Below are 23145 nucleotides of genomic sequence, written 5' to 3'. Positions count from 1 at the left end.
AACATCCAAAAAGTATAGTTAAAAGTAAAAAAATACCGAAAATATATTTTAGTCAGAGGGTTCTAACATATATATGAAAAAGGATTGCCCTGCAACAGGAAAGAAAACCCTTTCTTAAGAAAGGGCGTTTGTCTCTGCTTCTACTGGCTTTCGAACCGGAATTAAAATCATTACACAACCGACTAGCACAACAATTCCACCGACTAAAAACGGACTTTGCGGTGAAACAGTGTGACCGATGATTCCTGATAAGATTGGAGCAATTGCGCCACCTAACCAACGAACGAAGTTATAAACACCTGATGTAACAGATCTTTCATAAGGTGAAATATCCATTACATAACTTGTAAATAGTGCATTATTTAATCCGGATGCTAATCCTGATAGAACAATTAATACAATTTGTAACCACATAATTTTCACAAAGAATAGTGCGATTAAGAAAAGCGCAAATACGAGTAAACTGCCTTTCAACAATGTTTTCGGCTCATATTTACCTTCTAGCTTATGGGCTAAAATTGCAGAACCGTAAGCTAACGCTAATCCCCATCCGCAAAATACAAATCCTAATTGAATAGCAGATAAATGCATAATAAGTGGTGAATATGCTAACACAACGAAAAATCCGTAGTAATATAACATTCCTGAAATCGCACCTTGCATAAACGGTTTATACTTCACCAGGTTAAGTAATTCTCCCACGCCTGCCGCTTTACGTTTCACTTTTCGCTCCGGTTCTTTTACAAAAAAGAAAACTAAAATAAATGCTAAGAAAATTAAAATACTCGTCGCAAAAAATGGATAACGCCAAGAATGTCCACCTAATATCCCGCCTAATAGCGGTCCGCCTGCCATCCCTAAACCGATAGCTGCTTCATACAATCCTACCGCTTCATGAACTTCTTTACTTAATGCAATCAATAATGTCATCGCCGTTGCGAAGAACATCGCATTTCCTAATCCCCATCCTGCACGGAAAAGAGATAATTGAGCAATCGTTTGCGATATACCACATATAAACGCAAATACAGTCACAATCGCAAGACCAATCGTCATCATTCGTTTATCACCAAATCTCGATGCGAATACTCCAGCTGGTAACATCATAATTGCCATCGTTAAAATATATGCTGTAAATAACATCTCTACTTGCCAATGCGATGCACCAATCTTTTCAGCAATAATCGGCAAGATTGGATCGACTACCCCTATACCCGAAAAGGCAAGGAAGGTAGCCACCACTGTAATCAATCTCCCTAGTTTTTGTTTGCTCTCCATTTTGATTACTCTCCTTTTGTATTCTCTAAAAATGTCGCTGCGCGATGTAAACTATCTTCGAGTTCCGCCTTTACGCGCTGCATTTGCTCCATTTTCTCGTCTAGCGTTTGCACTTGTTTTTCAAGCATCTCTTTAATTTCTTGAATCACTTCGCGGTCACGAGGATTCTCACTATTTCTTCTTTGCTCCATTCTTTCTTTTAACGATAAGAAATGTTGCATTTCTTGAAGCGTAATCCCTAACACTTCTTTCGCTTCCACAATCCTTTTAATTCTGGCGATATCCTCTTCTGTATACAGGCGAATGTTCCCCTCACTACGTTCAGGGGGATGAATTAAACCAATTTCCTCATAATAACGAAGTGTACGTTTTGTTAAACCAACTTGCTTTGTGACTTCATCAATTTTATACATGTTTATTCCTCCCTTCACTCGATTATTACATTTTACGTTAACGTTAACTTTCGTGCAACTGTTAGACTTTTGTAAATGTTTATCCTATTCAATTGTATTTTTCCAAAAGCAGTTTCATAATGAAAGAAAAGAAACGATAAGGAGATTTCCCTATGAATAAACCACTTATTTTCGCTCATCGCGGGGTAAAAGGAACACATCCAGAAAACACGATGATTGCCTTCCAAGAAGCAGAACGTATTGGTGCCCATGGCATTGAACTTGATGTCCACCTATCAAAAGATGGTGAGCTTGTCGTGATTCACGACGAAACAGTAGATCGTACAACAAATGGCATAGGTCTTGTTTCTGAAAAAACGGTAGCGGAATTACAAGCTTTAGATGCTGGCAGCCATAAAGATCCTTCTTTCCATGAAGCAAAAATCCCAACGTTACGCGAAGTATTCATTTGGCTATCTACAACAAAGTTACAACTCAACATTGAGTTAAAAACAGATGTCATTCACTATCCAAACATTGAAGAAAAAGTTGTCGCTCTCGTTCGCGAATATCATCTATCTAATCAAATTGTATTCTCATCATTTAACCACGGCTCTGTTTCATTACTAGCAGAAATAGCTCCTGAAATCCCAAGAGCAATTTTATATGATACACCACTTGCTGATCCGATTGCTGAAGCAAAAAATAGAAACGCAACTGGTTTACACCCGAACTTTCGATTATTAACAAAAGAATTTGTCCAATTTGCACAAAATCAAGGGTACGCTTTCCGCCCTTATACAATTAACGAATACAACGATTTACAGACTATGATTGACTACGGCGTAGATGTCATTATTACCGATTGGCCAGCACGTGCCTTTGAGCTCCTTTCTTAATTAAAGGAGCTTTTTGTTTTCGAAATTTCATTGTTTAAAATAACCGAAAACCCTCAATACTAATACAATAATGTTTGTATTAGTATTGAGGGGCTGAAAAAGATGGATCAAACTATGAATCCGAAACTTAAAAAATATAAACGTCTTTTCTTCACCGTAATGTTTTCTTCTGTTCTTTTTTTCGTTTTTTCCTTTTTTGTTATTATTATAGTTGCAAAAATTATGGGACCTCCTCCTGTTGCCGTCCCGCAAACGAGTGTCTTTTACGCTAATGATGACACTGTTATCGGACAAAGTAATGAAATGCAAAAACGTTACAATGTATCTCTCAATGAAATCTCTCCTTATGTAAAAGAGGCGACACTATCTATCGAAGATCAACGATTCTACAAACATCATGGTTTTGATATGAAACGTATTGCTGGCGCTATTGTTGCCGATTTAAAAGCGATGGCAAAAGTCCAAGGTGCTAGTACGATTACACAACAGTATGCTCGTAACCTATACTTAGATCATGATAAAACGTGGAAACGTAAACTATTAGAAGCGATGTACACAATTCGCCTTGAAGTGAACTATAATAAAAATCATATTTTAGAAGGATATTTAAATACAATTTATTACGGGCATGGCGCTTACGGAATCGAAGCTGCGTCTCGTCTATATTTCGATAAAACAGCAAAAGAATTAACATTAGCGGAAGCTAGTATGCTCGCAGGTATTCCGAAAGGACCTAGCGTCTACTCTCCCTTTTTAAAAGAGGATCGTGCGAAAGGACGACAATCTCTCATATTAGACGAAATGGTAGAACAAGGTTATATTACGAAGAAACAAGCAACGTCAGCGAAAAAAGAGCCATTAACCTTTGCCTCATTAGATACGAAAAAAGTAGCAGAGATTGCGCCTTATTTCCAAGATGCTGTACAAGCTTCTCTTCTGCGTGATATCGGATTAGATGAACAAGCATTACAAAAAGGTGGTTTGCGTATTTATACAACGCTAGACCCTAAATTACAATCGGTCGCAGAGCAAGCTGTAAAAGATCACATACCTGACACAACAAACATACAAACAGCGCTCGTCTCTATGAATCCAAAAACAGGTGAAGTAGCTGCCCTTGTTGGTGGAACTGATTATAATACGAGTCAATTTAACAGGGCTACACAAGCCGCTCGCCAGCCTGGATCTACATTTAAGCCATTCCTGTATTACGCGGCATTAGAACGAGGATTCACCCCTGCTACGCGCTTAAAAAGCGAATATACTGTGTTCACTTTAGGTGACGGTGTTTCAAAGTATAAACCGAAAAACTATAAAGACTATTATGCAGACGATTTTGTAACAATGGCGCAAGCTCTTGCGGTCTCTGATAACGTATACGCCGTGAAGACCAATTTATTTTTAGGCGAAGACATTCTTACAAAAACAGCGAAGCAATTCGGTATTACTACCGCATTAAAAGATGTTCCGTCTCTTGCTCTCGGTACATCTCCTGTAAAACCAATTGAAATGGTTAACGCTTATAGCATGTTCGCAAACGGTGGAAAAGAAGTAAAACCAATGTTTATTCGCCGCATTATGGACCATGAAGGAAATATGTTATACGATGCTCATTTAGAGAGTAAGCAAGTTCTTGATAGGAGCAAAGCGTTTGTGATGGAAGAAATGATGACGGGTATGTTTAATAAAAAACTAAGCAGTTATGCTGCTGTAACTGGTCAATCGATGTTATCAAAGTTATCAAGAACATATGCTGGAAAGTCTGGTTCTACTGAAACGGATAGCTGGATGATTGGATTTACCCCACAAATCGTAACGGGTGTATGGGTTGGATACGATCAACCCAAATCGATTTCAAATGTAGCAGAACAAGGATATGCAAAAAGAATATGGACCGATACGATGGAAAAAGGCTTAGATGGACAACCTAAAAAAGAGTTTAAACAACCAAATGACGTCGTTGCAGTCGATATTAACCCTGAAAACGGAAAAATCGCTACAAAAAACTGTCCCATTTCAGTTAGAATGTATTTCGCAAAAGGTACAGAACCAACTGAATATTGTATGGATCATGTTGATGATAAAGAAGAATTTGAAAAGACAACTGAGGAAAAGAAAAAAACAAGTTGGTGGAAAAAATATCTTCCTTGGTAAAAAAAAATAGCTGACGGGCATCCGTCAGCTATTTTTTATTCACTTAATAATGCACTGCGCAATTCTTCACTAGATTCGTTCCAAATCGCTTCATTATGTTCTTTCAAGAACGTACCAAGTACTTTTTTAGATGATTCATCCATATGGTCAACCATAATTTGACGCTTCATTGATTTATCCATTTTGTTTACGTGCTCTGGAAGTGATTTATATCCGCGGCGAATTTCACGGTCAACTGTCATTTCACAAGCTGTTACACCTGCATAATAAGCTCCTGTCGCCGTTCTTTCAATCGTTACCCAAACAAGCCAAAATGGTTTTCCGTTTGGAACTTCATCTTTATTTGTTAAAAACTTAATACCCTTCTCGACTGTACTACGTGCATGCATTGCACCGATATCAACAAATGCTGTTTTCTCTAGTACATCGACAAATACAGGTGAAATATTTTCTAGACTTAATGCTCCAACACCAAAACCACCATGTCCATCCGTTGAATCATTTTTCACGATATTAAAACCGATTTTTTTCTTTTTCTCTGTCATATGTAAGCTCCTCCTCGTTTAAAGGCCGAAAATAGGCGCAATGATATTCTGTAAAAATATTAATACATACGGAATAACAACATTAAAAATAGGCTGGATTGTGTAATTGCTAAGCGGTGTAATAACAAGAATTAATAACGCTATCGCTCCATACTTTTCATACTGTGTCATTTTCGCACGAATATTTGCTGGTGCTAAATCCTCCACTACGCGATATCCATCAAGTGGTGGAATTGGTAATAAGTTAAAGACAAGTAAAACGATATTCAACATAATAAAAATCTGGAAAAATTGAGCTAATGTATCTGCTACTGCAGATGGGATTGAGTACAATACGCCAAATTTTAATAAGCTATACCAAATAATTAAACCGATTGCGCTTAAAATTAAGTTACTAATTGGTCCCGCAATAGAAACTAATATTCCTGCAAGACGCGGTCTTTTAAAATTATACGGATTAACTGGTACCGGTCTTGCCCAACCAAAACCAAGAATTAATACAGCAATCATCCCGATAGGATCTAAGTGTGCCATCGGTGATAATGTTAAACGGCCTTGCTTCTTTGCTGTATCGTCTCCAAATTTATATGCAACATATGCATGCGCAAATTCATGCACTGATAATGCAATAATAATGGCCATTGCTACCAACGGAATTTGGTGCAACGGATATCTAAATAACTGATCCATGCTTCATCTCCTCTTCAATATGTCAAAAAAAGAAAATATTTGTTTTTTCGATTGTTCTTCCCTATAATCCGCTATAATAAGAGTGTAACTTACATAAAAGGAGCGATTATATATGCCATACGTAACAGTGAAAATGCTAGAAGGACGCACAGAGGAACAAAAGAAAGCTCTTGCTGAGAAAGTAACAGCAGCAGTAAGCGAAACAACTGGTGCTCCTGAAGAAAACATTGTTGTTTTCATCGAAGAAATGTCTAAAAACCATTATGCAGTTGGCGGAAAACGCTTAAGCGACAAATAATTTCAAGTTCTTTCATAAGAAGCAGCTCTTAGCTGCTTCTTATTTTTTTCCTTCTAGTAACTCGATGATTCTCTCTTTATATTTTCCTTTTCTTCCATCTTCATAGATTAAATCATGCGGATAGAATAATTTTTGATCCCTTCTCTTCTTACCAGTAATCGCCTCAACAATATCCGATTCACGTGAAAGCTCTCTAAGCTCCCCATTTGGCATAAGAAGTAAGATTGGTAAACGCTCTTCTTCTTCACCAGCACGGTAAAAATCGTACGGTAAGTCTGATGTTGAATCAACTACTAAATAGTATTCTGGATCAAGTCCAATTTTTTTGAATAAGCTACTTAATTCCATCCAATTATCTAAACCGTGCTTATCTGTAAACTCTACGTATTTAAATAGGTTTCGATTCATAAAACGGCGGCATAAATCACTTAAAATTGGATCTTCTTCGTCTTGCCATACTTGGAAGTAATAATACATAACGTTCTCGTCTAACTTTAAATAATCCTCTACTGTTACTTCTTCTTCAAATAAAGAATAGAAATGAACCGGATGATTTTTAAATGTATAATACTTCTCGTGCAATGATTTTGCACGGTGTAAAATCTTCGTTAAAATGACTTCGGCACTGCGCGTTACCGGGTGGAAATATACTTGCCAATACATTTGATAACGACTCATAATATAATGCTCAACAGCATGCATACCACTATTTTTAATGACTACTTGATTCCCATACGGACGCATGACACGTAGTATACGTTCCATATCAAAGTTTCCATACTTTACGCCAGTGAAATACGCATCTCTTAATAAATAGTCCATACGATCTGCATCAATTTGACTGGAAATCATACTAATCGCTAATTTATTAGTAGATGTTTTTGCGATTACATCGGCCACCTTTTGCGGAAAGTCTTTATCCACGCGGCTTAATACACGGTTAATTTCCGTATCTCCAACGATAATTTTTTGCGTAAATTTCTCATGATCTAATGAAAATACCTTTTCAAACGAGTGAGAAAATGGGCCGTGACCGACATCATGAAGTAATGACGCACATAAACATAACAATCTATCTTCAGCATTCCAGTTCGGTCTGCCATCAAACACATCATCAATCATACGACGAATAATTTCATATACACCTAACGAATGAGTAAAGCGACTATGCTCTGCACCGTGAAATGTAAAAAATGTCGTTCCAAGCTGCTTAATACGGCGCAAGCGTTGAAATTCTTTCGTTCCGATTAAATCCCAAATAACACGATCGCGTACGTGCACATATTTATGTACCGGGTCTTTAAACACTTTTGTTTCGCTGAGTTTGTCGTTTAAATATACCACCTTCCGACATCCCCCTTTCTTTACTGCATTCTTACTATATATTATAAACGAAATAGGAAACAGAAAGAAATGAAAGACTATATTAATTGCCCTTATATAAAGAAAAAATCACTTTTACCGAAGTAAAAGTGATTTTTTCTTTATACATTATTTACCTAAAACGAATTCAGCAACTTCATCTAAGATCATTTCTTTACCTAGAGGGAAGTAACCTTTGTTTAAGTCTTCGTTTTTAATTGTAAATACGTGGTTATTTTTAACAGCGTTCATGTTTTTCCAAATTGATTCTTCTTGGAATTCTTTTAGACGCTGAGAACCGTCACCAGTTGTAAATACAAATAGGTAATCTGGGTTATAATCGATTAAAGCTTCTTTTTGTACTTGTACTAATGGTTTATCCGTTGGTGTACCTTTAACTGCTGGTAATTTCAAGTCATTAAAGATTACGCTACCGTAACCGTAGTCACCGTATACACGGAAAGCATTTGGATATGCAGCCATTTTCATGAATGTTGCATCTCCAGTTTTCGCAACGATTTTGTCATGTAATTTGCTTGCTTTTTCTTCATACTGTTTGAACCATTCTTTTGTTTCTTTCTCTTTACCGAAGATTTGACCTACTTCTTCGAATTTTGGACGCCATTGGTCTAATGGAGTTTTTAACATAACTGTTGGTGCAATTTTAGATAATTGATCATAGATCTTTTCTTGACGATTGTTTACAAGAATTAAGTCTGGTTTTGCAGCAGCTACTGCTTCGATGTTAATTTTATCGCCCCAAGCAGAGCCAACTGGTTTTACGTCTTTTAATTTCTTTTCAATATGTGCATCAATTTTTTCTTGAGATGTATTAGCAGTAATAATTGGTTTCATACCAAAAATTAATAATTCTTCTGTTGAACCACTAAGGTCAGCAATTTTCTTTGGATTTGCAGGGATTTTAATTTCCCCTTTTGCGTGTTGTACAGTGCGCTCTTCAGTTTTCGCATCCTTCGCATCTGCTTTCTTCTCTTCTTCTTTGTTAGAACAAGCTGCAAATAGTACAGAAGTAACGACTAGTACCATTGCTAATAGTGCCATTTTAAAATTCTTCATGTTCCCACTCCTTCTAGCTGTATTTCTCTTATAAGTTACAATGAACTATAAGAAACAAGATTAACAATTAATAAATATATATCGATTAATTGTTGCTTATGCCCCGTTCTAACGGGTGTTCAACTTCCTATTTACTAATAAGAAGCTCAACGTCCATTAGAAGCCCCCCTCTTTACGAGGGGGATTCTACTTATGCTTTTTTACGCAATTGATTACTAATCATCGCTAAATCATATGTTAAACAAATTGGTTTACAGTTTACTGGACATGGAACGATTTGAGCTTCAATCTCAAATACGTTACGAAGTGTTTCACTCGTCATCACTTCATCTGGCGTTCCTTGTTTCATTAACTTACCCGCTTTTAATGCAATCATATGATCTGAGAAACGAGAAGCATGGTTTAAGTCATGGATAACCATAACAATCGTTCTACCTTCTTCTTCATTTAACTTTTTCAATAAGTTTAATACTTCTAATTGATGCGCCATATCTAAGTACGTCGTCGGTTCATCTAATACTAGTAATTCTGTTCCTTGTGCAAGAGCCATCGCAATCCATACGCGTTGACGTTGTCCACCTGATAACGCCTCTGCTGGACGATTTGCGAATTCTGTCATTCCCGTCACTTCAAGTGCCCAATGAATGTAACGATAATCCTCTTCTTTCAACGTTCCAAATCCTTTTTGATGAGGAAAGCGTCCATATGAAACAAGCTCAAACACAGTAAGGCCAGTTGGCACTTCTGCAGTCTGTGGTAAAATTGCCATTTTCTTTGCGATTTCTTTCGTTGGTTGTTTCTCAATTGCTTTTCCGTCAAGATAAACAGTACCTTTTTTCGCCTTCAAAATACGAGAAGCCGTTTTTAATAATGTGGACTTCCCACAACCATTCGGTCCAATAATTGTTGTAATTTTCCCTTCCGGAATTTCAACTGTTAATCCATCAATAATTAACCCTTCATTATAGCCAACAGATACCGCATCAACTGCTAAAGTTGCCATACAAAAAGCCTCCCTTTATTTTGTCCTCATAAGTAAGTATATAAAATACGGTGCACCAATTACAGAAATAACAAGACCGACCGGTATTTCTGAAGTTGTTAACACACTTCTTGAAATTACGTCTGCGAATAAAAGTAAAAACGTCCCTATTAGTGCAGCGGTAGGCAGCATAATTTGATGTTTACCACCAACAAGGCGCCTCGCTAAATGGGGAGCCATTAAGCCGATAAAACCAATTCCTCCGGCAACAGCGACAGATGCACCAGCTAAACAAACTGCAATAAATAATAATTTACGTCTTTCTTTTTCTACATTTACACCAAGGCCAACAGCTGTAGAGTCGCCTAGGTTCATTACATTTAATATGTGCGCCTTACTAATAGCAAGTGGCAAGAAAATAATCATCCATGGAAGTACACTTAGTACGAACTTCCAATCTGTGCCCCACAAACTTCCTGCTAACCAAATCGTCGCAAAACGGAAATCGTTAGACGTCATCTTCATAGAAAAAATTAAACTAACAGCACCAAATCCAGCTGCAACAGCGATACCGACAAGTATTAATCTCGTTGATGACACGCCGTCTTTCCATGCTAGTAAATAAATGATAACTGCTGCTAATATCGCACCAACTAACGCGAAGAATGGAAGGATAAACACAGATAAAAATGTACCAGTCCCAACTTTACCGAAGAAAAAGTAGACGAAGATAACAACTGTTAATCCCGCTCCAGCGTTAATACCGATAATACCTGGATCAGCAAGTGGATTTCGTGATAACCCTTGCAAAATCGCACCTGACATTGCTAAAGCAGATCCAACTAATATAGCAATAACCATACGTGGCATACGGAATTCAAATAAAATAACAGACTGATCTTCAGCCCCAAGTCCAACCAATGACTTTAATACGTCCATTGGTGGTATTTTAAATGTACCTGTATTTAAACTTACTAAAAATACAGTAACGATTAATCCTACTAAAATTGTTAAAACCGAAACGTTCTTTTTTGTTAAGACACTTGTCCTCACATTTTCCCTCTCCCTTCGTTACGTGCTAAGTAGAGGAAGAATGGAACCCCAATTAGCGCTGTAATTGCTCCAATTGGCGTTTCAAACGGCGGATTAATAACGCGAGATAACATATCTGCACATTCAATTAACAGTCCGCCTAAGACCGCAGAACATGGAATAACCCATCTATAGTCTGAGCCTACAAGGAAACGAGTCATATGCGGGATTACAAGACCAACAAATCCAACCGATCCCGCCATAGAAACTGCAGAACCTGTTAACACAAGAACAAGTACTGTTCCGATAAATTTAATTAATGTCGTATTTTGACCAAGCCCAATCGCAATTTCTTCACCGAAGCTTAAAATTGTAATATACCTCGACATTATAATTGCAATAAAGAGACAAACAAGACCAATCGGTACTAACATATTAATACTTTCCCATTTCACACCAGCAACTCCGCCTGCATTCCACATACTCACCTCTTGGGCAAGGTTGAAATATAGCGCAATTCCAGATGAAATGGCCCCTAATAAAGCACTAATTGCTGCACCTGCTAAAGCTAATTTCACAGGCGTTAATCCACCTGGTGAAGAAGATCCAATTCCATATACAATGCTCGCTCCAAACGCAGCACCAATAAACGATGCAATAACGAACATTAAATAAGGTGAATTAGGGAAGAATGCATACATAATTGCAATTCCAAATACAGCCCCATCTGTAATCCCCATTAACGATGGGGATGCAAGTGGATTTCGCGTCATACCTTGCATAATTGCCCCTGATACTGCTAAAAAGGCACCTGCAACTACGCCCCCTATCGCTCTAGGCATGCGAAGTTCTTGAATTACGTTATGATGCGTAATAGAACCGTCAAACTGAAACACAGCTTGCCATACAGTCTTTAAACTAATATCTGCAGCACCAAACGAAATAGACAATGCCATGCTTAAAGCTAACAAAATTGTACCTACTATTAAAATAATAGAAGCAATGAGCGGTCTGCTCTTAATCTCTTTAACATTCACATCTTGCTGTTCTATACTCCTTGCGCTCGCTTCCATCCCTCAACCATCCTAACCAACAACATATATTTAATGAAATGAAATCTATTCTCAAATAGTAATAAAAAAATAAGCGAATCAACCTTTTCTTGATAATGATTCTCAGAATCAGACACCTTCTATTCTACCTATCGCTTCCAAAGACTGTCAACTATTATTTTGAAATACAAATTCATATAGGCCGAGACCTTAATAAATAGATAATACCTATATATCATTACCTATTATCATCACCAATTAAGCTTTCTCAGAATAAATCCTTCCTCTTCTGGGCATAAAAAAAGAAGAGTAATCTGTTCACTCTTCTTTTCCTTACTTATTTAACTTTGCTTCAATTTTTACAATTAATTCGTCTTCTGTTGGAGCCGCAACTGGACGGTTATTTACAAATGCAAATGATTTTTTACGACCAGGACCACAGTAAGACTGACATGCAACTTCAATTTTTGCACATGAATCTACTTTTTTTAACTTCGGAATTAACGTTTTAACGTTCGTTGCCTGACAATCATCACACACACGAAATTCGTTTCCCATTATATAACACTTCCTCTATTTTAAACTTTTCTCAAGTACATTTAAAAATAAACACTAAATGGTATTTTACCGCTCTTTGAAGCTCGTTGCAAGTTTCCCTATAAAGCTCTTTCCTCATATAATGCTTCATATTTATATGTTCTCCTACAGAAGTTCCCCTCATTCTTGGCAAAATTTATCCCGCTTTAACGGGTAGTAAGACTCCCACCTCAAAATTCAGCGAAAGCAAAGAATCTAGGTGGGGGTCGGGCTGCCCATAAAAGTCCGATTGGTGAAGGCTAATAATCAGTGGGGGATGAAGAAAACCCCCACTGATTAAAGTTTCACTTTATACCCTTCATCGAAATCTACTATATTTTTAAAAGCTTTGTATAAAAGCTCCTTTTTTTGCCCATTATAAAAATAGGAAGTTCATAAAAAGAAAGGGAGTTGAATCTATGAAAGTAAGACAAGATGCTTGGACAGATGAGGATGATTTATTACTTGCTGAAACTGTACTTCGTCACGTTCGAGAAGGAAGTACTCAATTAAATGCATTTGAAGAAGTAGGAGATCAATTAAATCGTACATCGGCTGCCTGTGGTTTCCGTTGGAACGCTGTTGTTCGCTATAGTTATGAACAAGCTCTTCAACTAGCAAAAAAACATCGTAAGGATAAAATGCGTGCTGCAAGCGGTGAACAAGCGAAAAAACGTTTACTTTATACACCACCAGCTTCAGAGGCGATAACTGATTATGAAGAATTCGTACAAGAGGAAGCAATTGTACAATATAAAGAAGCTATTCCATATCAAGAATCTACTGTTCCTGCTGCAAAAAGCTCTATGACAATGCAAGATGTTATTTATTTTTTACAAACAGTCGGATCTTCAAATATAAAAGTGACAGCTCTTGAAAACGAGAATACGAGATTGAAACAAGAAATCAAATCACAAATCCTTCGAAATGAAGAACTAGAAAAGAAACTAGAAAAATTAGAAAAACAATCTCATACTGTACAAGAAGATTACGAAACACTTATGAATATTATGAACCGCGCTCGTAAGTTGGCAGTTATGGATGACGAGGAACGTTCTCAAACATCTTTCCGAATGGATCGAAACGGTAATTTAGAAAAAATTGCAGAATAAAAAGGATGCATTGCATGCATCCTTTTTTTGTTACTTCACCTCAACCATATGCACTTCTTCTACGTTAGAACCTCTCTTTATATCTGGGAAAATCTTTTCCTTTGGATTTTCTTTAAAGGCTGCTAATCCAATCGTTTTTACCGGTTCATTTATCTTTGTATATTCAGCATCACTAACAACTGCATACATATCTGTATATTTACGCGCATCACCGATTACTACATTACCTTCATATTTCATTTTCTTTCCATCAATTACTACATCTTTTTGTTCCTCTTTAGCGAATACGATTCCCACTTCATCTGAAACAGATGGCAATGCTTTAATTGGTTCCACATCTTCTTTTACTACCTTTTTCAGCATGTTTTCTTTTACCATTTTTTCAGCTGTTGTTTTATTCATAATTAAAACCTTTTTCTCATTGACAGTACCGAGTTTTGCTTCAAATTTACTTTTGGATTCAATTTTATCTTTATATTGATCCATTGTTTTTTGAACGCCTGTTTCATCTCCGTACATAACAACGCCCTTTGCTTGGGGCGCAATCATATCCATAATAGAACAGCCACTAAATACGGCTGCTGACATAATCGCTACAAGTCCTAATTTAACTTTTTTCATTTGTATGCCTCCCAAAATCATAATTGCATCTCTTAGTTTAACCATCGTAGCTCGTTTAACCAATTCACTTTCCTTACAACAACCTTACAATTCAGTAAGGTTCCCTCTCAAAAACTAATTTCGTTATTTTTTGCTATAATAGAGATTGTCATTTTAAAGATAAGGGGTTAGTTATATGAGCAATTCCCGTTCCATTTTATCTCAGCCAGAGTGGCGTATTGTAGATCAATCTAGTTTGGGTCCAACATTCCATGCATTGCAGTCATTCGCAATGGATGACACATTATGCACAAGCATTGGAAACGGTCAATCAGCTGCAACAATGCGTTCTTGGGTTCATCACAATACAATTGTTCTTGGCATTCAAGATTCACGCCTACCACACTTAGAAGAAGGTATTTCCTTTTTAAAGGAAAACAACTTCCATGTTATCGTTCGTAATTCTGGCGGACTTGCAGTCGTACTGGATGAAGGTGTTTTAAATGTATCGCTTTTATTCCAAGAGACGGAAAAAGGTATCGATATTGACCTTGGATACGATACAATGTGGCATTTAATTAAGGAAATGTTACGCGATTACGATGTTACAATCGAAGCAAAAGAAATTGTTGGTTCTTACTGTCCTGGTAGCTACGATTTAAGTATTCGCGATCAAAAATTCGCTGGCATTTCACAGCGCCGTATTCGCGGCGGTGTCGCTGTCCAAATTTATCTATGTGCTACAGGAAGTGGCTCTGAACGTGCCGCACTCGTTCGTGATTTCTACAACCTAGCCATTCAAGGAGAAGAAACACGCTTTACGTACCCTGAAATTGTACCGAGCACGATGGCTTCACTTTCAGAATTACTTGGCGAAACCATTACAGTACAAGATTTAATGATGCGCCTTTTAAAAACATTGCAACAATTCGCTCCAAAGTTAACACCATCTCAATTAACAATAGATGAAATACCTTTATATGAGACGAATTTACAACGTATTATTGATCGTAACAATAAAGCACTTGGCTTAGAAAAATAAAGACCGTCGCTATTATAGCGACGGTCTTTATTTCAATTCATTATAAAATTAAAGTGCTTGAGCTGCTGTAATTAAAGCTAACTTGTACACTTCTTCTTCGTTACATCCACGAGATAGGTCATTTACAGGCATGTTTAAACCTTGTAAGATTGGTCCTACTGCTTCGAAGTTACCTAAACGTTGAGCGATTTTGTAGCCAATATTACCAGCTTCTAAGCTTGGGAATACGAATACGTTAGCATCACCTTTAATTGTAGAACCTGGAGCTTTTTTCTCAGCTACAGATGGTACGAATGCAGCATCGAATTGGAATTCTCCATCTAAAGTTAATTCTGGAGCCATTTCTTTTGCAATGCGAGTTGCTTCTACAACTTTTTCTGTTTCTGGAGATTTCGCAGAACCTTTTGTAGAGAAGCTTAACATAGCAACGCGTGGATCAATACCGAATAGTTCAGCAGTTTTCGCACTCTCGATACCAATTTCAGCTAAATCTTGGCTGTTTGGTGCAATGTTAATTGCGCAATCAGCGAATACATATTTCTCTTCTTCACGTACCATGATGAATACGCCAGAAGTTTTTGTAACACCTGGTTTTGTTTTAATAATTTGAAGTGCTGGACGAACTGTATCAGCTGTAGAGTGAGCTGCACCACTTACTAAACCGTGTGCTTTGCCCATGTATACAAGCATTGTACCAAAGTAGTTTTCGTCTTTAAGGATTTTGCGAGCGTCTTCTTCAGTTGCTTTACCTTTACGGCGTTCAACGAAAGATGCTACCATTGCATCCATTTCTTCGTATGTAGCTGGGTCATAAATATCAACGCCCGCTAATGTTAAATTCATGCTAGCAGCTTTTGCGCTAATTTCTTCTTTATTACCAACTAAGATTGGTTGTACTAACTCTTCTTTTGCTAAACGCTCTGCAGCGCCTAAAATTCTTTCATCAGTTCCTTCAGGAAGTACGATAGAAATGCCTTTTCCTTGAACTTTTTCTTTTACTGTTGTAAATAAGTTGCTCACGAATAAACCCTCCTACTTATGTTAAAAAAACTCTATCTTTAAGAATACTGCTTTTCCTCTCTATTTTAAACTTATAGCTCCCAAAAAATAGATAAAATGAAAATGATTATATTTTCATAAAATTCAGCCTAGAAATAATGCCCCTTTAAGCCTTATTCCCTCCTATTTTCAAATAAACTTAAATGTGACAATTTTATGCGCCAAAGCTTTATATAGATGATTTTAAAACTATATATGCTATAGTTAACGTGTAAAACTATCATTAATTGAGGTGAATAGAATGAGTGAAGCAACAACAACGTTAGATGGCTGGTATTGTTTACATGATTTACGTTCTATTGATTGGGCTGCATGGAAAACATTATCTAGCGACGAACGCGGACAAGCTGTGTCTGAATTTTTAAATGTCGTTGAAAAATGGAACGAAGTAGCTACTGCGAAAAAAGGCAGTCATGCAATGTATACAGTTGTTGGCCAAAAAGCTGATATTATGCTTATGATTTTACGTCCAACAATGGAAGAGTTAAATGAAATTGAGACAGAATTGAATAAAACAACATTAGCTGAATATATGGTTCCTGCATACTCTTACGTATCTGTTGTTGAACTAAGCAACTACCTTCCAGCTGATGAAGATCCATATCAAAACCCACAAATCTTAGCTCGCTTATATCCAGAACTACCAAAAGCAAATCACATTTGCTTCTATCCAATGGACAAGCGTCGCCAAGGTGATGACAACTGGTACATGCTTCCTATGGAAGAACGCAAGAAAATGATGTACAGCCATAGTAAAATTGGTCGCCAGTACGCAGGTAAGGTACGCCAAGTTATTTCAGGATCAGTTGGATTCGACGATTTTGAATGGGGCGTAACATTATTCGCTGACGATGTTCTTCAATTTAAAAAACTTATATATGAAATGCGTTTCGATGAAGTAAGTGCTCGTTATGGTGAATTCGGAACATTTTTCGTTGGAAACATTTTACCTGACGAAAAGGTAGAGAAATTTTTACACATATAAAGTGAAACTTTAATCAACCTTCACCAATCGGGCTTTTACGGGCAGTTAATCGCCCACCTAACCTCCTTGCTTTCGCTTAATTTTGAGGTGGGGATCTTACTGCCCGTTAATGCGGGGTAAATCGTGAAAAAAGGAACGAAATTCGTTCCTTTTTTTATTACCCTCTATATTTCTCTTCAAAAACCTTCTTTTCTCCGCAAATTTGAACAAAAATCGACAAATTCCTTTCAAATTCCTTACAAAATTGTAACCTTTCTATATCCAAATTTATGCTAAAATGGTACGAGCTACATGCTAATAACGATGCGAAGGTGATAATCTATATGAAGAAAATCTTGTCTATTTTACTAGCGTTTTTATTGTCAATTTCTTCCTTAGGAGTAACAACATCCCATGCGGAAGAAAAGATACACATTGAGGCAGCTGCTGCACTTCTATTCGATGCAGATACAGGAAAAATACTGCATGAACAAAATCCAGATGAATTGCTAGCTATCGCTAGTATGTCAAAACTAATTGTTGTTTATGCTGTATTAGAAGCAATCAAAGAAGGAAAAATCACTTGGGATACAAAGGTAAACATTTCTGATTACGCTTATGAAGTTTCACGTAATAATGAATTCTCTAACGTTCCGTTTGAAAAGGGACGTCAGTATACTGTAAGAGAATTATATCATTCTATCGTTATCTTCTCTGCAAACGGATCTAGTATTGCCTTAGCAGAACTTCTTGCAGGAAGTGAGAAAAACTTCTTAAATCTTGCAAATGAACATGCAAAAAAACTAGGGTTAAAGAAATATAAATTTGTAAATGCTACTGGGTTAAATAACGCTGACTTAAAGGGAAAACATCCTGAAGGAACGGATCCGAATGGAGAAAATTCCATGTCAGCTCGCGATATGGGTATGCTTTCAAAAGCAATGATTACAAAGTATCCAGAAATGCTAGAGGATACAAAACAAAGATTTAGAAACTTCCCAGATAATCATCCGAAACCAATTCGTATGGAAAACTGGAACTGGATGTTACCAGGTGCCGCTTTCTCTTATGAAGGAACAGATGGTTTAAAAACTGGTAGTTCTGATACTGCTGGATACGGATTCACTATTACAGCAAAACGTGGTGACTTACGCCTTATTTCAGTAATTATTAAAACAAAATCAATGGACGAGCGTTTCACTGAATCTCGTGCATTAATTGAATATGGATTTAATAACTTTGAAAAACAAAAATTAAAAGTTGATAAACACAATACAATCTCTGTAGTAAAAGGGAAAGAAGATCAAGTAACTGTTGCACCTGAAAAAGAAATAACAGTCATTGCGAAAAAGGGTGACAAATCACCTTACAAAATTTCTACTGAAGTAGATAAATCGCTCGCTGAAGGTGGACATTTAGTCGCTCCTGTTAAGAAGGAGGCGAAGGTAGGTTCCATCGTCCTAGAACCGACTGATAAATACGGATTTTTAGATGGAAATAAAAACATGAAAGTTACTGCGAAAACGACAGAAGAAGTTGAAAAAGCAAATTGGTTCGTATTAACAATGCGCTCTATTGGAGATTTCTTCTCAAACTTATGGTCTAAAGTATTTTAATGATGAAAAGCTAGCTCATGCTAGCTTTTTTTATTTTCCTCTCTCCATGTAAAACTTCGTTTGGTTGTCATATCTGAGTCCTTTTTCTCATACGTATGAACTAGTAATTGTTACACACTTCATCTAGAGATAAACCTCTTTCCACAAGGTATTCCAAAAAGAGAGGTGACACATAATGGGCGTTATTGCTTATAACGAAGAAGATGTAAAGTTGTTAGCTAGACTGATGCGTGCTGAAGCCGAAGGAGAAGGACAACAGGGGATGTTGATGGTCGGAAACGTTGGGGTAAATCGTGTCCGCGGAAATTGTTTAGATTTTAAAAAAATACGGAATTTACGTCAAATGGTGTATCAAAATCCTGGCGGTTTTGAGGCAACGCAAAAAGGGTATTTTTATCAGCGTGCAAGAGAACAAGATATCGCATTAGCAAGGCGAACGATTCAGGGACAACGCTTTTGGCCTGCCAACTTTGCCTTATGGTTTTTTAGACCTGAAGGCCCTTGTCCGTCAACTTGGTATAATCAACAAAACTCTGGTCGCTTCAAAAAGCACTGCTTCTTCCAGCCATCTGGCGAAGATTGTCCTAGCGTTTATTAAGGATTGATAATGAGGAGGGATTTTTGAATGGCACAGCAACAAAACCCGTATTACGGAACTGGATTTTATCAACCATCTGGAACTTATGTACAACCGCAACAAATGACCCCACAGCAACAGCAACAACAGCAAGCGATGCAACAACAAGCGGCGCAAGCTCAATATGCCGTTTCTCAAGGCATGTTACCATTAGAACAATCCTATATTGAAAATATCCTTCGTTTAAACAAGGGTAAGCAAGCTACGGTTGTAATGACTTATGAACGTGGTAGCTCACTCGGTACCCAATCATATACAGGTATTATCGAAGCAGCTGGTCGTGATCATATTGTAATTAGTGAGCCACAATCAGGGAAACGTTTTTTACTATTAATGATTTACTTAGATTATGTGGAATTCCCAGAAGAAATTACTTATTTACCTAGTCAACAAGCAACTTATGCTCCAAGACCATAAAAAAAGCTGGCATATGCCAGCTTTTGTTTTTTATAACCCTTTTACAACTGCAGTTCCGACTAAGATCCATGCTACGATAAAAGCTACACCACCAAGAGGTGTAATTGGGCCAAAGAACTTAATACCTGTCGTACTTAATGCATACAAACTGCCTGAAAACATAATAATCCCAGCTACCATAAGCCAGCCAGCAGTAGTTAAAAGTGATGATTGAATTTTATCCATCAATAAAGCAACTACGAATAGTCCACCTGCATGAAACATTTGATATGTAACGCCTGTTTTCCAAACTTCTAACATTTTTGCAGAAACTTTATTTTCTAAACCATGTGCTCCAAAAGCCCCTAAAGCAACAGATAGCCCTGCTGCAATACAACCTAGTAAAAAGAAAATTTTCATCTTAATTCCCCTTTTTTTACCTTTATCATAAGCAATTTTTTCATATAAGCCAAACGATTTATCTTCTAGAAATCAAATAAAGAATTACCGTTTGCACCTTCTTCTTTTATATAAACAGGTTCTCCAGAAACCGGCATAACTGGTTGAACTGTCGTCATAGGCTGAGATCCAATTACTTGCGATGGAATCTCAGGTTCTCTATACATAGAAGGCTCAGCTTGTTCATCTAATAATAAATCACATAACGCACGCACAACTAATAAATGCGCTTTTGATTGTTGCCCTTCACTGCTTTTTGCCTTTGCAATTTCATTCGCCATTTTATTTAAAATCTTATCGCTCGATATTTGCATTCCTTGTCACCTCTTACTTTGTAGTTCTTTCTCAAATTGTCCCAGCTTCTCTACTGAACCAAACACTATTATCATATCATGTTCTTGTAGTTTTTCCTGCCCCGTTGGATTATGTATAACATCCCCATTTCTCAAAATGGCTAAAATTGTTACATCAAATTGATTTCTCACATCACTCTCTAATAACGATTTATTAGTTAAAATAGAGCCCTCGCCGACTGCAATTTCTTCAATTACAAATGACTGCTCCAAGCCATACAGTACTGTATCAATATAATGAACTGTTAGCGGATTCGCAATACCTTTTGCAATATGAATTCCTGCCATGCTAGATGGATTAATCACCTTATTTGCCCCAGCCCGCTTCAATTTGTCTTCAGTTTCTGGTTTTTCCGCTCTTGCCACAATTTTAATTGCATCGTTTAATCCCCTTGCCGTTAATGTAATAAATACATTTTCGGCATCATTTGCAACGATAGCAACTAAACCAGCTGCCTTTGAAATTCCGGCATGATGTAACACTTGGTCTTCCGTTGCATCTCCGTGTACATACAAAAGTTTTTCCTTCTCTAATATGCTTTCATCTTTATCCACGACGACAAATGGAATTTTCTTTTCTTGCAATTCATGTACAACTTGAAGCCCTACTCTACCACAACCACATACGATAATATGATTTTGTAACTGTGCTATTTGTTTATCCATCTTCTTCCTCCGCACTGCATGAAATAAATTCCCTTCAACAATCATAGCTGCCACTACACCAATTGCATACGTAACAATGCCGACTCCAATCGGTATGATAAGAAGCGCAAAAACTTTTCCTGCCTGTGTTACAGGAACGGCATCTCCGTATCCAACGGTTAATACAGTAATCATCGTCATCCAAAATGCTTGAAACAAACTAATCTCTTCAATCATCATAAATCCTAACGTTCCAAGAATTACAACAAAAGTCATACATATAACTGCTATCCATAACTGCTTACGTGCATTCATATCGTGCTTCAACTCTTTTCTCTATCTACAATCTTTGCCAGTGGAAATGAAATACATATATACTAGATACGGAATCTATGAAAGAGGTTGATATAATGAAAACATTTCTTTCCGCCTTACAATGGGCGCTATTTATTTTAGCTGGGAGCCTTATCGTACCAATTAGCGTCGCAACTAGTTATGGTCTCGATGGCGCTGAAGCTATTGCATTCGTACAAAGAACATTATTTGTTCTTGGTTTTGCTGGCCTACTGCAAGCTATATTTGGGCATAAACTTCCCATTCAAGAAGGTCCTGCAGGTCTTTGGTGGGGAATTTTCTCCCTTTATGCAAGTTTAGGTGTCGTATTATTTGGATCCAGCAATGAAACGCTGAAAGTCCTTCAGTACGCTTTCTTATTAAGTGGTATCATTTGTATTATTCTTAGCGTTTTTGGATTCATCGATAAACTAGTTCGCTATTTTACGCCGACAGTCATTGGAACATATTTATTTCTTCTTGTCGCGCAACTTAGCGGGGCCTTCTTAAAGGGAATGTTCGGCCTTGACGGACAACATACAGAAGTACAAGCTAACGTATTTATTCTTTCACTCATTGTTATTTTACTATCCTTTTTCATCATGAAGCTACCTATTATTGGACAATATTCCGTTCTTTTCAGTATCGTCTGCGGCTGGATATTATTCGCATGCTTCGGATTATCTAATCCAGTAACGCCTGTGACCGATATAATCCGTTTTCCGTCTCTGTTTGTTTTCGGAATGCCTCGTATTGAATGGAACATGGCAATTACGGTAGTTTTCGTTACACTATTACTTCTAACAAATATGTTGGCAAGTATTCGCGTTGTCCAAAAGATTGTCTCTAAGTATGAAAAAAATGCAGCACCAGATCGTTTCAAACAAGCCGGCATTATAACAGGAATCAATCAATTGCTAGGAGGTCTTTTTTCAGCTATTGGACCTGTCGCCATTTCTGGATCAGCAGGCTTTATCGCAACGACTAATATTTATAAGAGACTCCCATTTATGTTAGGATCAAGTTTTATTATTCTCGTTAGTATATTCCCAAAGATTACTTCATTCTTTGCGGCAATCCCTGTCGCAGTCGGATATGCTGCCATTTATCCTGTATTTGCAAGCATGATTGGTCTTGCCTTTCGCGAATACGAAACAGTGCAGAATAAAGAACGATTATTTAAAGTAGCAGGTCTTTCAATCTTTACAGGAGTTGGAGTTATGTTTGTTCCAGCAGGGGCATTTTCTACGCTCCCACCATTTTTAGCATCGTTTTTAAGTAACGGTCTCGTTCTTGGATCTGTAATGGCAATTTTGCTTGAAATACTATTTTCTCGTTCAACAGAAAAACAACCATCGTAAATTGGAAAACTTCCATTATTGCACTCTATCTTTAGAGTTGTTACGATAATGATAAAGTGAGAGCTAATCAAGCATTAGCGGTATAAATTATCATGGGCAACATGCTCATGGTAATTTATACTAACAATATAGAACTTTTCCTAACTTCATATGAAGAAGTTCGATGTCTTACTATATATTCCCCAATATCTTCATAAAACTTTATTTCTATTTCAACAAAGAGAGGAATTT

The 23145-nt window shown here is 37.1% G+C and carries 25 protein-coding genes; 10 read left to right on the top strand and 15 right to left on the bottom strand.

Features of this window, described 5'->3' with window-relative positions; all coding sequences use genetic code 11:
• Positions 1–114 precede the first annotated feature (114 nt).
• Both MR113_RS12035 and MR113_RS12030 read right to left on the bottom strand, forming a co-directional pair.
• Positions 115–1278, bottom strand: coding sequence for an MFS transporter (locus tag MR113_RS12035; RefSeq protein ID WP_242254433.1), 1164 nt, complete (start codon positions 1276–1278; stop codon positions 115–117).
• A gap of 5 nt (positions 1279–1283) precedes the next feature.
• Positions 1284–1691: a MerR family transcriptional regulator gene (locus tag MR113_RS12030; protein WP_222661311.1), complete on the bottom strand. Its 408-nt coding sequence runs from the start codon at positions 1689–1691 to the stop codon at positions 1284–1286.
• A gap of 152 nt (positions 1692–1843) precedes the next feature.
• On the opposite strand from MR113_RS12030, the gene MR113_RS12025 reads away from it, so the two are divergent.
• Positions 1844–2569 (top strand): glycerophosphodiester phosphodiesterase, encoded by a 726-nt coding sequence (locus MR113_RS12025; protein WP_088023417.1) that lies wholly within the window; start codon positions 1844–1846, stop codon positions 2567–2569.
• Between the two features lie 102 nt (positions 2570–2671).
• Complete coding sequence (locus tag MR113_RS12020; protein ID WP_242254432.1) at positions 2672–4723, top strand: transglycosylase domain-containing protein; 2052 nt, start codon at positions 2672–2674, stop codon at positions 4721–4723.
• 35 nt (positions 4724–4758) lie between these two features.
• Here the strand turns inward: MR113_RS12020 and MR113_RS12015 are convergent, their stop codons facing one another.
• Together MR113_RS12015 and MR113_RS12010 are read right to left on the bottom strand one after the other, a co-directional pair.
• The gene (locus MR113_RS12015) at positions 4759–5268 is read right to left on the bottom strand and encodes a YwhD family protein (protein WP_242254431.1); all 510 of its coding nucleotides are present in this window, start codon (positions 5266–5268) and stop codon (positions 4759–4761) included.
• An 18-nt stretch (positions 5269–5286) separates the two neighbouring features.
• Positions 5287–5958, bottom strand: a complete 672-nt coding sequence (locus MR113_RS12010) for a site-2 protease family protein (RefSeq protein ID WP_097817113.1) — start codon at positions 5956–5958, stop codon at positions 5287–5289.
• 112 nt (positions 5959–6070) lie between these two features.
• On the opposite strand from MR113_RS12010, the gene MR113_RS12005 reads away from it, so the two are divergent.
• Positions 6071–6256, top strand: coding sequence for a 2-hydroxymuconate tautomerase (locus tag MR113_RS12005; RefSeq protein ID WP_001147171.1), 186 nt, complete (start codon positions 6071–6073; stop codon positions 6254–6256).
• Positions 6257–6295: 39 nt separating this feature from the next.
• On the opposite strand, the gene MR113_RS12000 is transcribed toward MR113_RS12005, so the two are convergent.
• From MR113_RS12000 to MR113_RS11975, 6 genes are all read right to left on the bottom strand, one after another.
• Complete coding sequence (locus MR113_RS12000; protein ID WP_000262748.1) at positions 6296–7600, bottom strand: HD domain-containing protein; 1305 nt, start codon at positions 7598–7600, stop codon at positions 6296–6298.
• A gap of 147 nt (positions 7601–7747) precedes the next feature.
• Entirely contained in the window at positions 7748–8695 is a 948-nt protein-coding gene (locus MR113_RS11995; protein ID WP_000787719.1) for an ABC transporter substrate-binding protein, read from the bottom strand.
• A gap of 190 nt (positions 8696–8885) precedes the next feature.
• On the bottom strand, positions 8886–9698 hold the full coding sequence (locus MR113_RS11990; RefSeq protein WP_000212060.1) for an ABC transporter ATP-binding protein: 813 nt from the start codon (positions 9696–9698) through the stop codon (positions 8886–8888).
• 15 nt (positions 9699–9713) lie between these two features.
• Positions 9714–10730 carry a FecCD family ABC transporter permease gene (locus MR113_RS11985; RefSeq protein ID WP_242254430.1) on the bottom strand — a complete coding sequence of 339 codons (1017 nt, stop codon included), beginning with the start codon at positions 10728–10730 and terminating at the stop codon, positions 9714–9716.
• On the bottom strand, positions 10727–11782 hold the full coding sequence (locus MR113_RS11980; RefSeq protein ID WP_242254429.1) for a FecCD family ABC transporter permease: 1056 nt from the start codon (positions 11780–11782) through the stop codon (positions 10727–10729). The genes MR113_RS11985 and MR113_RS11980 overlap by 4 nt, the downstream gene beginning before the upstream one ends.
• A gap of 312 nt (positions 11783–12094) precedes the next feature.
• Positions 12095–12319: a YuzB family protein gene (locus MR113_RS11975; protein ID WP_073517724.1), complete on the bottom strand. Its 225-nt coding sequence runs from the start codon at positions 12317–12319 to the stop codon at positions 12095–12097.
• Between the two features lie 437 nt (positions 12320–12756).
• Here MR113_RS11975 and MR113_RS11970 point away from each other — a divergent pair, with 437 nt between their 5' ends.
• Positions 12757–13449 (top strand): RsfA family transcriptional regulator, encoded by a 693-nt coding sequence (locus tag MR113_RS11970; protein WP_242254428.1) that lies wholly within the window; start codon positions 12757–12759, stop codon positions 13447–13449.
• A gap of 30 nt (positions 13450–13479) precedes the next feature.
• On the opposite strand, the gene MR113_RS11965 is transcribed toward MR113_RS11970, so the two are convergent.
• Complete coding sequence (locus tag MR113_RS11965) at positions 13480–14070, bottom strand: lipoprotein BA_5634 family protein (RefSeq protein ID WP_132133222.1); 591 nt, start codon at positions 14068–14070, stop codon at positions 13480–13482.
• Between the two features lie 175 nt (positions 14071–14245).
• Between MR113_RS11965 and lipL the strand changes: the two genes are divergently transcribed.
• A complete protein-coding gene (gene lipL / locus MR113_RS11960; RefSeq protein ID WP_242254427.1) occupies positions 14246–15091 on the top strand; it encodes an octanoyl-[GcvH]:protein N-octanoyltransferase in 846 nt (281 codons plus the stop codon).
• A 48-nt stretch (positions 15092–15139) separates the two neighbouring features.
• Here lipL and pta read toward each other — a convergent pair whose 3' ends face one another.
• Entirely contained in the window at positions 15140–16111 is a 972-nt protein-coding gene (gene pta / locus MR113_RS11955; RefSeq protein WP_000067226.1) for a phosphate acetyltransferase, read from the bottom strand.
• 280 nt (positions 16112–16391) lie between these two features.
• Between pta and hemQ the strand changes: the two genes are divergently transcribed.
• The 4 genes from hemQ (at position 16392) to gerQ (ending at position 19784) form a co-directional block, all read left to right on the top strand.
• The gene (gene hemQ / locus MR113_RS11950) at positions 16392–17135 is read left to right on the top strand and encodes a hydrogen peroxide-dependent heme synthase (RefSeq protein WP_001287595.1); all 744 of its coding nucleotides are present in this window, start codon (positions 16392–16394) and stop codon (positions 17133–17135) included.
• A 317-nt stretch (positions 17136–17452) separates the two neighbouring features.
• Positions 17453–18730, top strand: a complete 1278-nt coding sequence (locus tag MR113_RS11945) for a serine hydrolase (protein ID WP_242254455.1) — start codon at positions 17453–17455, stop codon at positions 18728–18730.
• A 175-nt stretch (positions 18731–18905) separates the two neighbouring features.
• Positions 18906–19328, top strand: a complete 423-nt coding sequence (gene cwlJ / locus MR113_RS11940; RefSeq protein WP_000538161.1) for a cell wall hydrolase CwlJ — start codon at positions 18906–18908, stop codon at positions 19326–19328.
• Between the two features lie 27 nt (positions 19329–19355).
• Positions 19356–19784, top strand: coding sequence for a spore coat protein GerQ (gene gerQ, locus MR113_RS11935; protein WP_000068647.1), 429 nt, complete (start codon positions 19356–19358; stop codon positions 19782–19784).
• A gap of 30 nt (positions 19785–19814) precedes the next feature.
• Here gerQ and MR113_RS11930 read toward each other — a convergent pair whose 3' ends face one another.
• The 3 genes from MR113_RS11930 to MR113_RS11920 form a co-directional block, all read right to left on the bottom strand.
• Positions 19815–20183, bottom strand: a complete 369-nt coding sequence (locus MR113_RS11930) for a DUF423 domain-containing protein (RefSeq protein WP_000688322.1) — start codon at positions 20181–20183, stop codon at positions 19815–19817.
• A 65-nt stretch (positions 20184–20248) separates the two neighbouring features.
• The gene (locus tag MR113_RS11925) at positions 20249–20536 is read right to left on the bottom strand and encodes a YwdI family protein (RefSeq protein ID WP_001167358.1); all 288 of its coding nucleotides are present in this window, start codon (positions 20534–20536) and stop codon (positions 20249–20251) included.
• A 6-nt stretch (positions 20537–20542) separates the two neighbouring features.
• Entirely contained in the window at positions 20543–21535 is a 993-nt protein-coding gene (locus tag MR113_RS11920; protein ID WP_242254453.1) for a potassium channel family protein, read from the bottom strand.
• Between the two features lie 95 nt (positions 21536–21630).
• Between MR113_RS11920 and MR113_RS11915 the strand changes: the two genes are divergently transcribed.
• Entirely contained in the window at positions 21631–22914 is a 1284-nt protein-coding gene (locus tag MR113_RS11915) for a purine/pyrimidine permease (protein ID WP_242254426.1), read from the top strand.
• Positions 22915–23145 lie beyond the last annotated feature (231 nt).

This window comes from Bacillus cereus group sp. BfR-BA-01379 (assembly GCF_022663605.1).
GTDB classification, from domain to species: Bacteria; Bacillota; Bacilli; order Bacillales; family Bacillaceae_G; genus Bacillus_A; species Bacillus_A mobilis.
The sequence above is the reverse complement of the archived record's forward strand: the minus strand, read 5'-3'. Positions and strand labels throughout refer to the sequence as shown.

What these genes read in the sequence shown, in the direction of transcription:
- gerQ (WP_000068647.1), top strand. Translation starts at nt 19,356, where the DNA reads ATGGCACAGCAACAAAACCCGTATTACGGAACTGGATTTTATCAACCA.
- MR113_RS11980 (WP_242254429.1), bottom strand. Translation starts at nt 11,782, where the DNA reads ATGGAAGCGAGCGCAAGGAGTATAGAACAGCAAGATGTGAATGTTAAA.
- MR113_RS11970 (WP_242254428.1), top strand. Translation starts at nt 12,757, where the DNA reads ATGAAAGTAAGACAAGATGCTTGGACAGATGAGGATGATTTATTACTT.
- lipL (WP_242254427.1), top strand. Translation starts at nt 14,246, where the DNA reads ATGAGCAATTCCCGTTCCATTTTATCTCAGCCAGAGTGGCGTATTGTA.
- MR113_RS11920 (WP_242254453.1), bottom strand. Translation starts at nt 21,535, where the DNA reads ATGAATGCACGTAAGCAGTTATGGATAGCAGTTATATGTATGACTTTT.
- MR113_RS12030 (WP_222661311.1), bottom strand. Translation starts at nt 1,691, where the DNA reads ATGTATAAAATTGATGAAGTCACAAAGCAAGTTGGTTTAACAAAACGT.
- MR113_RS12010 (WP_097817113.1), bottom strand. Translation starts at nt 5,958, where the DNA reads ATGGATCAGTTATTTAGATATCCGTTGCACCAAATTCCGTTGGTAGCA.
- MR113_RS11995 (WP_000787719.1), bottom strand. Translation starts at nt 8,695, where the DNA reads ATGAAGAATTTTAAAATGGCACTATTAGCAATGGTACTAGTCGTTACT.
- MR113_RS11925 (WP_001167358.1), bottom strand. Translation starts at nt 20,536, where the DNA reads ATGCAAATATCGAGCGATAAGATTTTAAATAAAATGGCGAATGAAATT.
- hemQ (WP_001287595.1), top strand. Translation starts at nt 16,392, where the DNA reads ATGAGTGAAGCAACAACAACGTTAGATGGCTGGTATTGTTTACATGAT.
- MR113_RS11965 (WP_132133222.1), bottom strand. Translation starts at nt 14,070, where the DNA reads ATGAAAAAAGTTAAATTAGGACTTGTAGCGATTATGTCAGCAGCCGTA.
- cwlJ (WP_000538161.1), top strand. Translation starts at nt 18,906, where the DNA reads ATGGGCGTTATTGCTTATAACGAAGAAGATGTAAAGTTGTTAGCTAGA.
- MR113_RS12020 (WP_242254432.1), top strand. Translation starts at nt 2,672, where the DNA reads ATGGATCAAACTATGAATCCGAAACTTAAAAAATATAAACGTCTTTTC.
- MR113_RS11930 (WP_000688322.1), bottom strand. Translation starts at nt 20,183, where the DNA reads ATGAAAATTTTCTTTTTACTAGGTTGTATTGCAGCAGGGCTATCTGTT.
- MR113_RS12005 (WP_001147171.1), top strand. Translation starts at nt 6,071, where the DNA reads ATGCCATACGTAACAGTGAAAATGCTAGAAGGACGCACAGAGGAACAA.
- MR113_RS11915 (WP_242254426.1), top strand. Translation starts at nt 21,631, where the DNA reads ATGAAAACATTTCTTTCCGCCTTACAATGGGCGCTATTTATTTTAGCT.
- MR113_RS11975 (WP_073517724.1), bottom strand. Translation starts at nt 12,319, where the DNA reads ATGGGAAACGAATTTCGTGTGTGTGATGATTGTCAGGCAACGAACGTT.
- MR113_RS11990 (WP_000212060.1), bottom strand. Translation starts at nt 9,698, where the DNA reads ATGGCAACTTTAGCAGTTGATGCGGTATCTGTTGGCTATAATGAAGGG.
- MR113_RS12015 (WP_242254431.1), bottom strand. Translation starts at nt 5,268, where the DNA reads ATGACAGAGAAAAAGAAAAAAATCGGTTTTAATATCGTGAAAAATGAT.
- MR113_RS12025 (WP_088023417.1), top strand. Translation starts at nt 1,844, where the DNA reads ATGAATAAACCACTTATTTTCGCTCATCGCGGGGTAAAAGGAACACAT.
- MR113_RS12035 (WP_242254433.1), bottom strand. Translation starts at nt 1,278, where the DNA reads ATGGAGAGCAAACAAAAACTAGGGAGATTGATTACAGTGGTGGCTACC.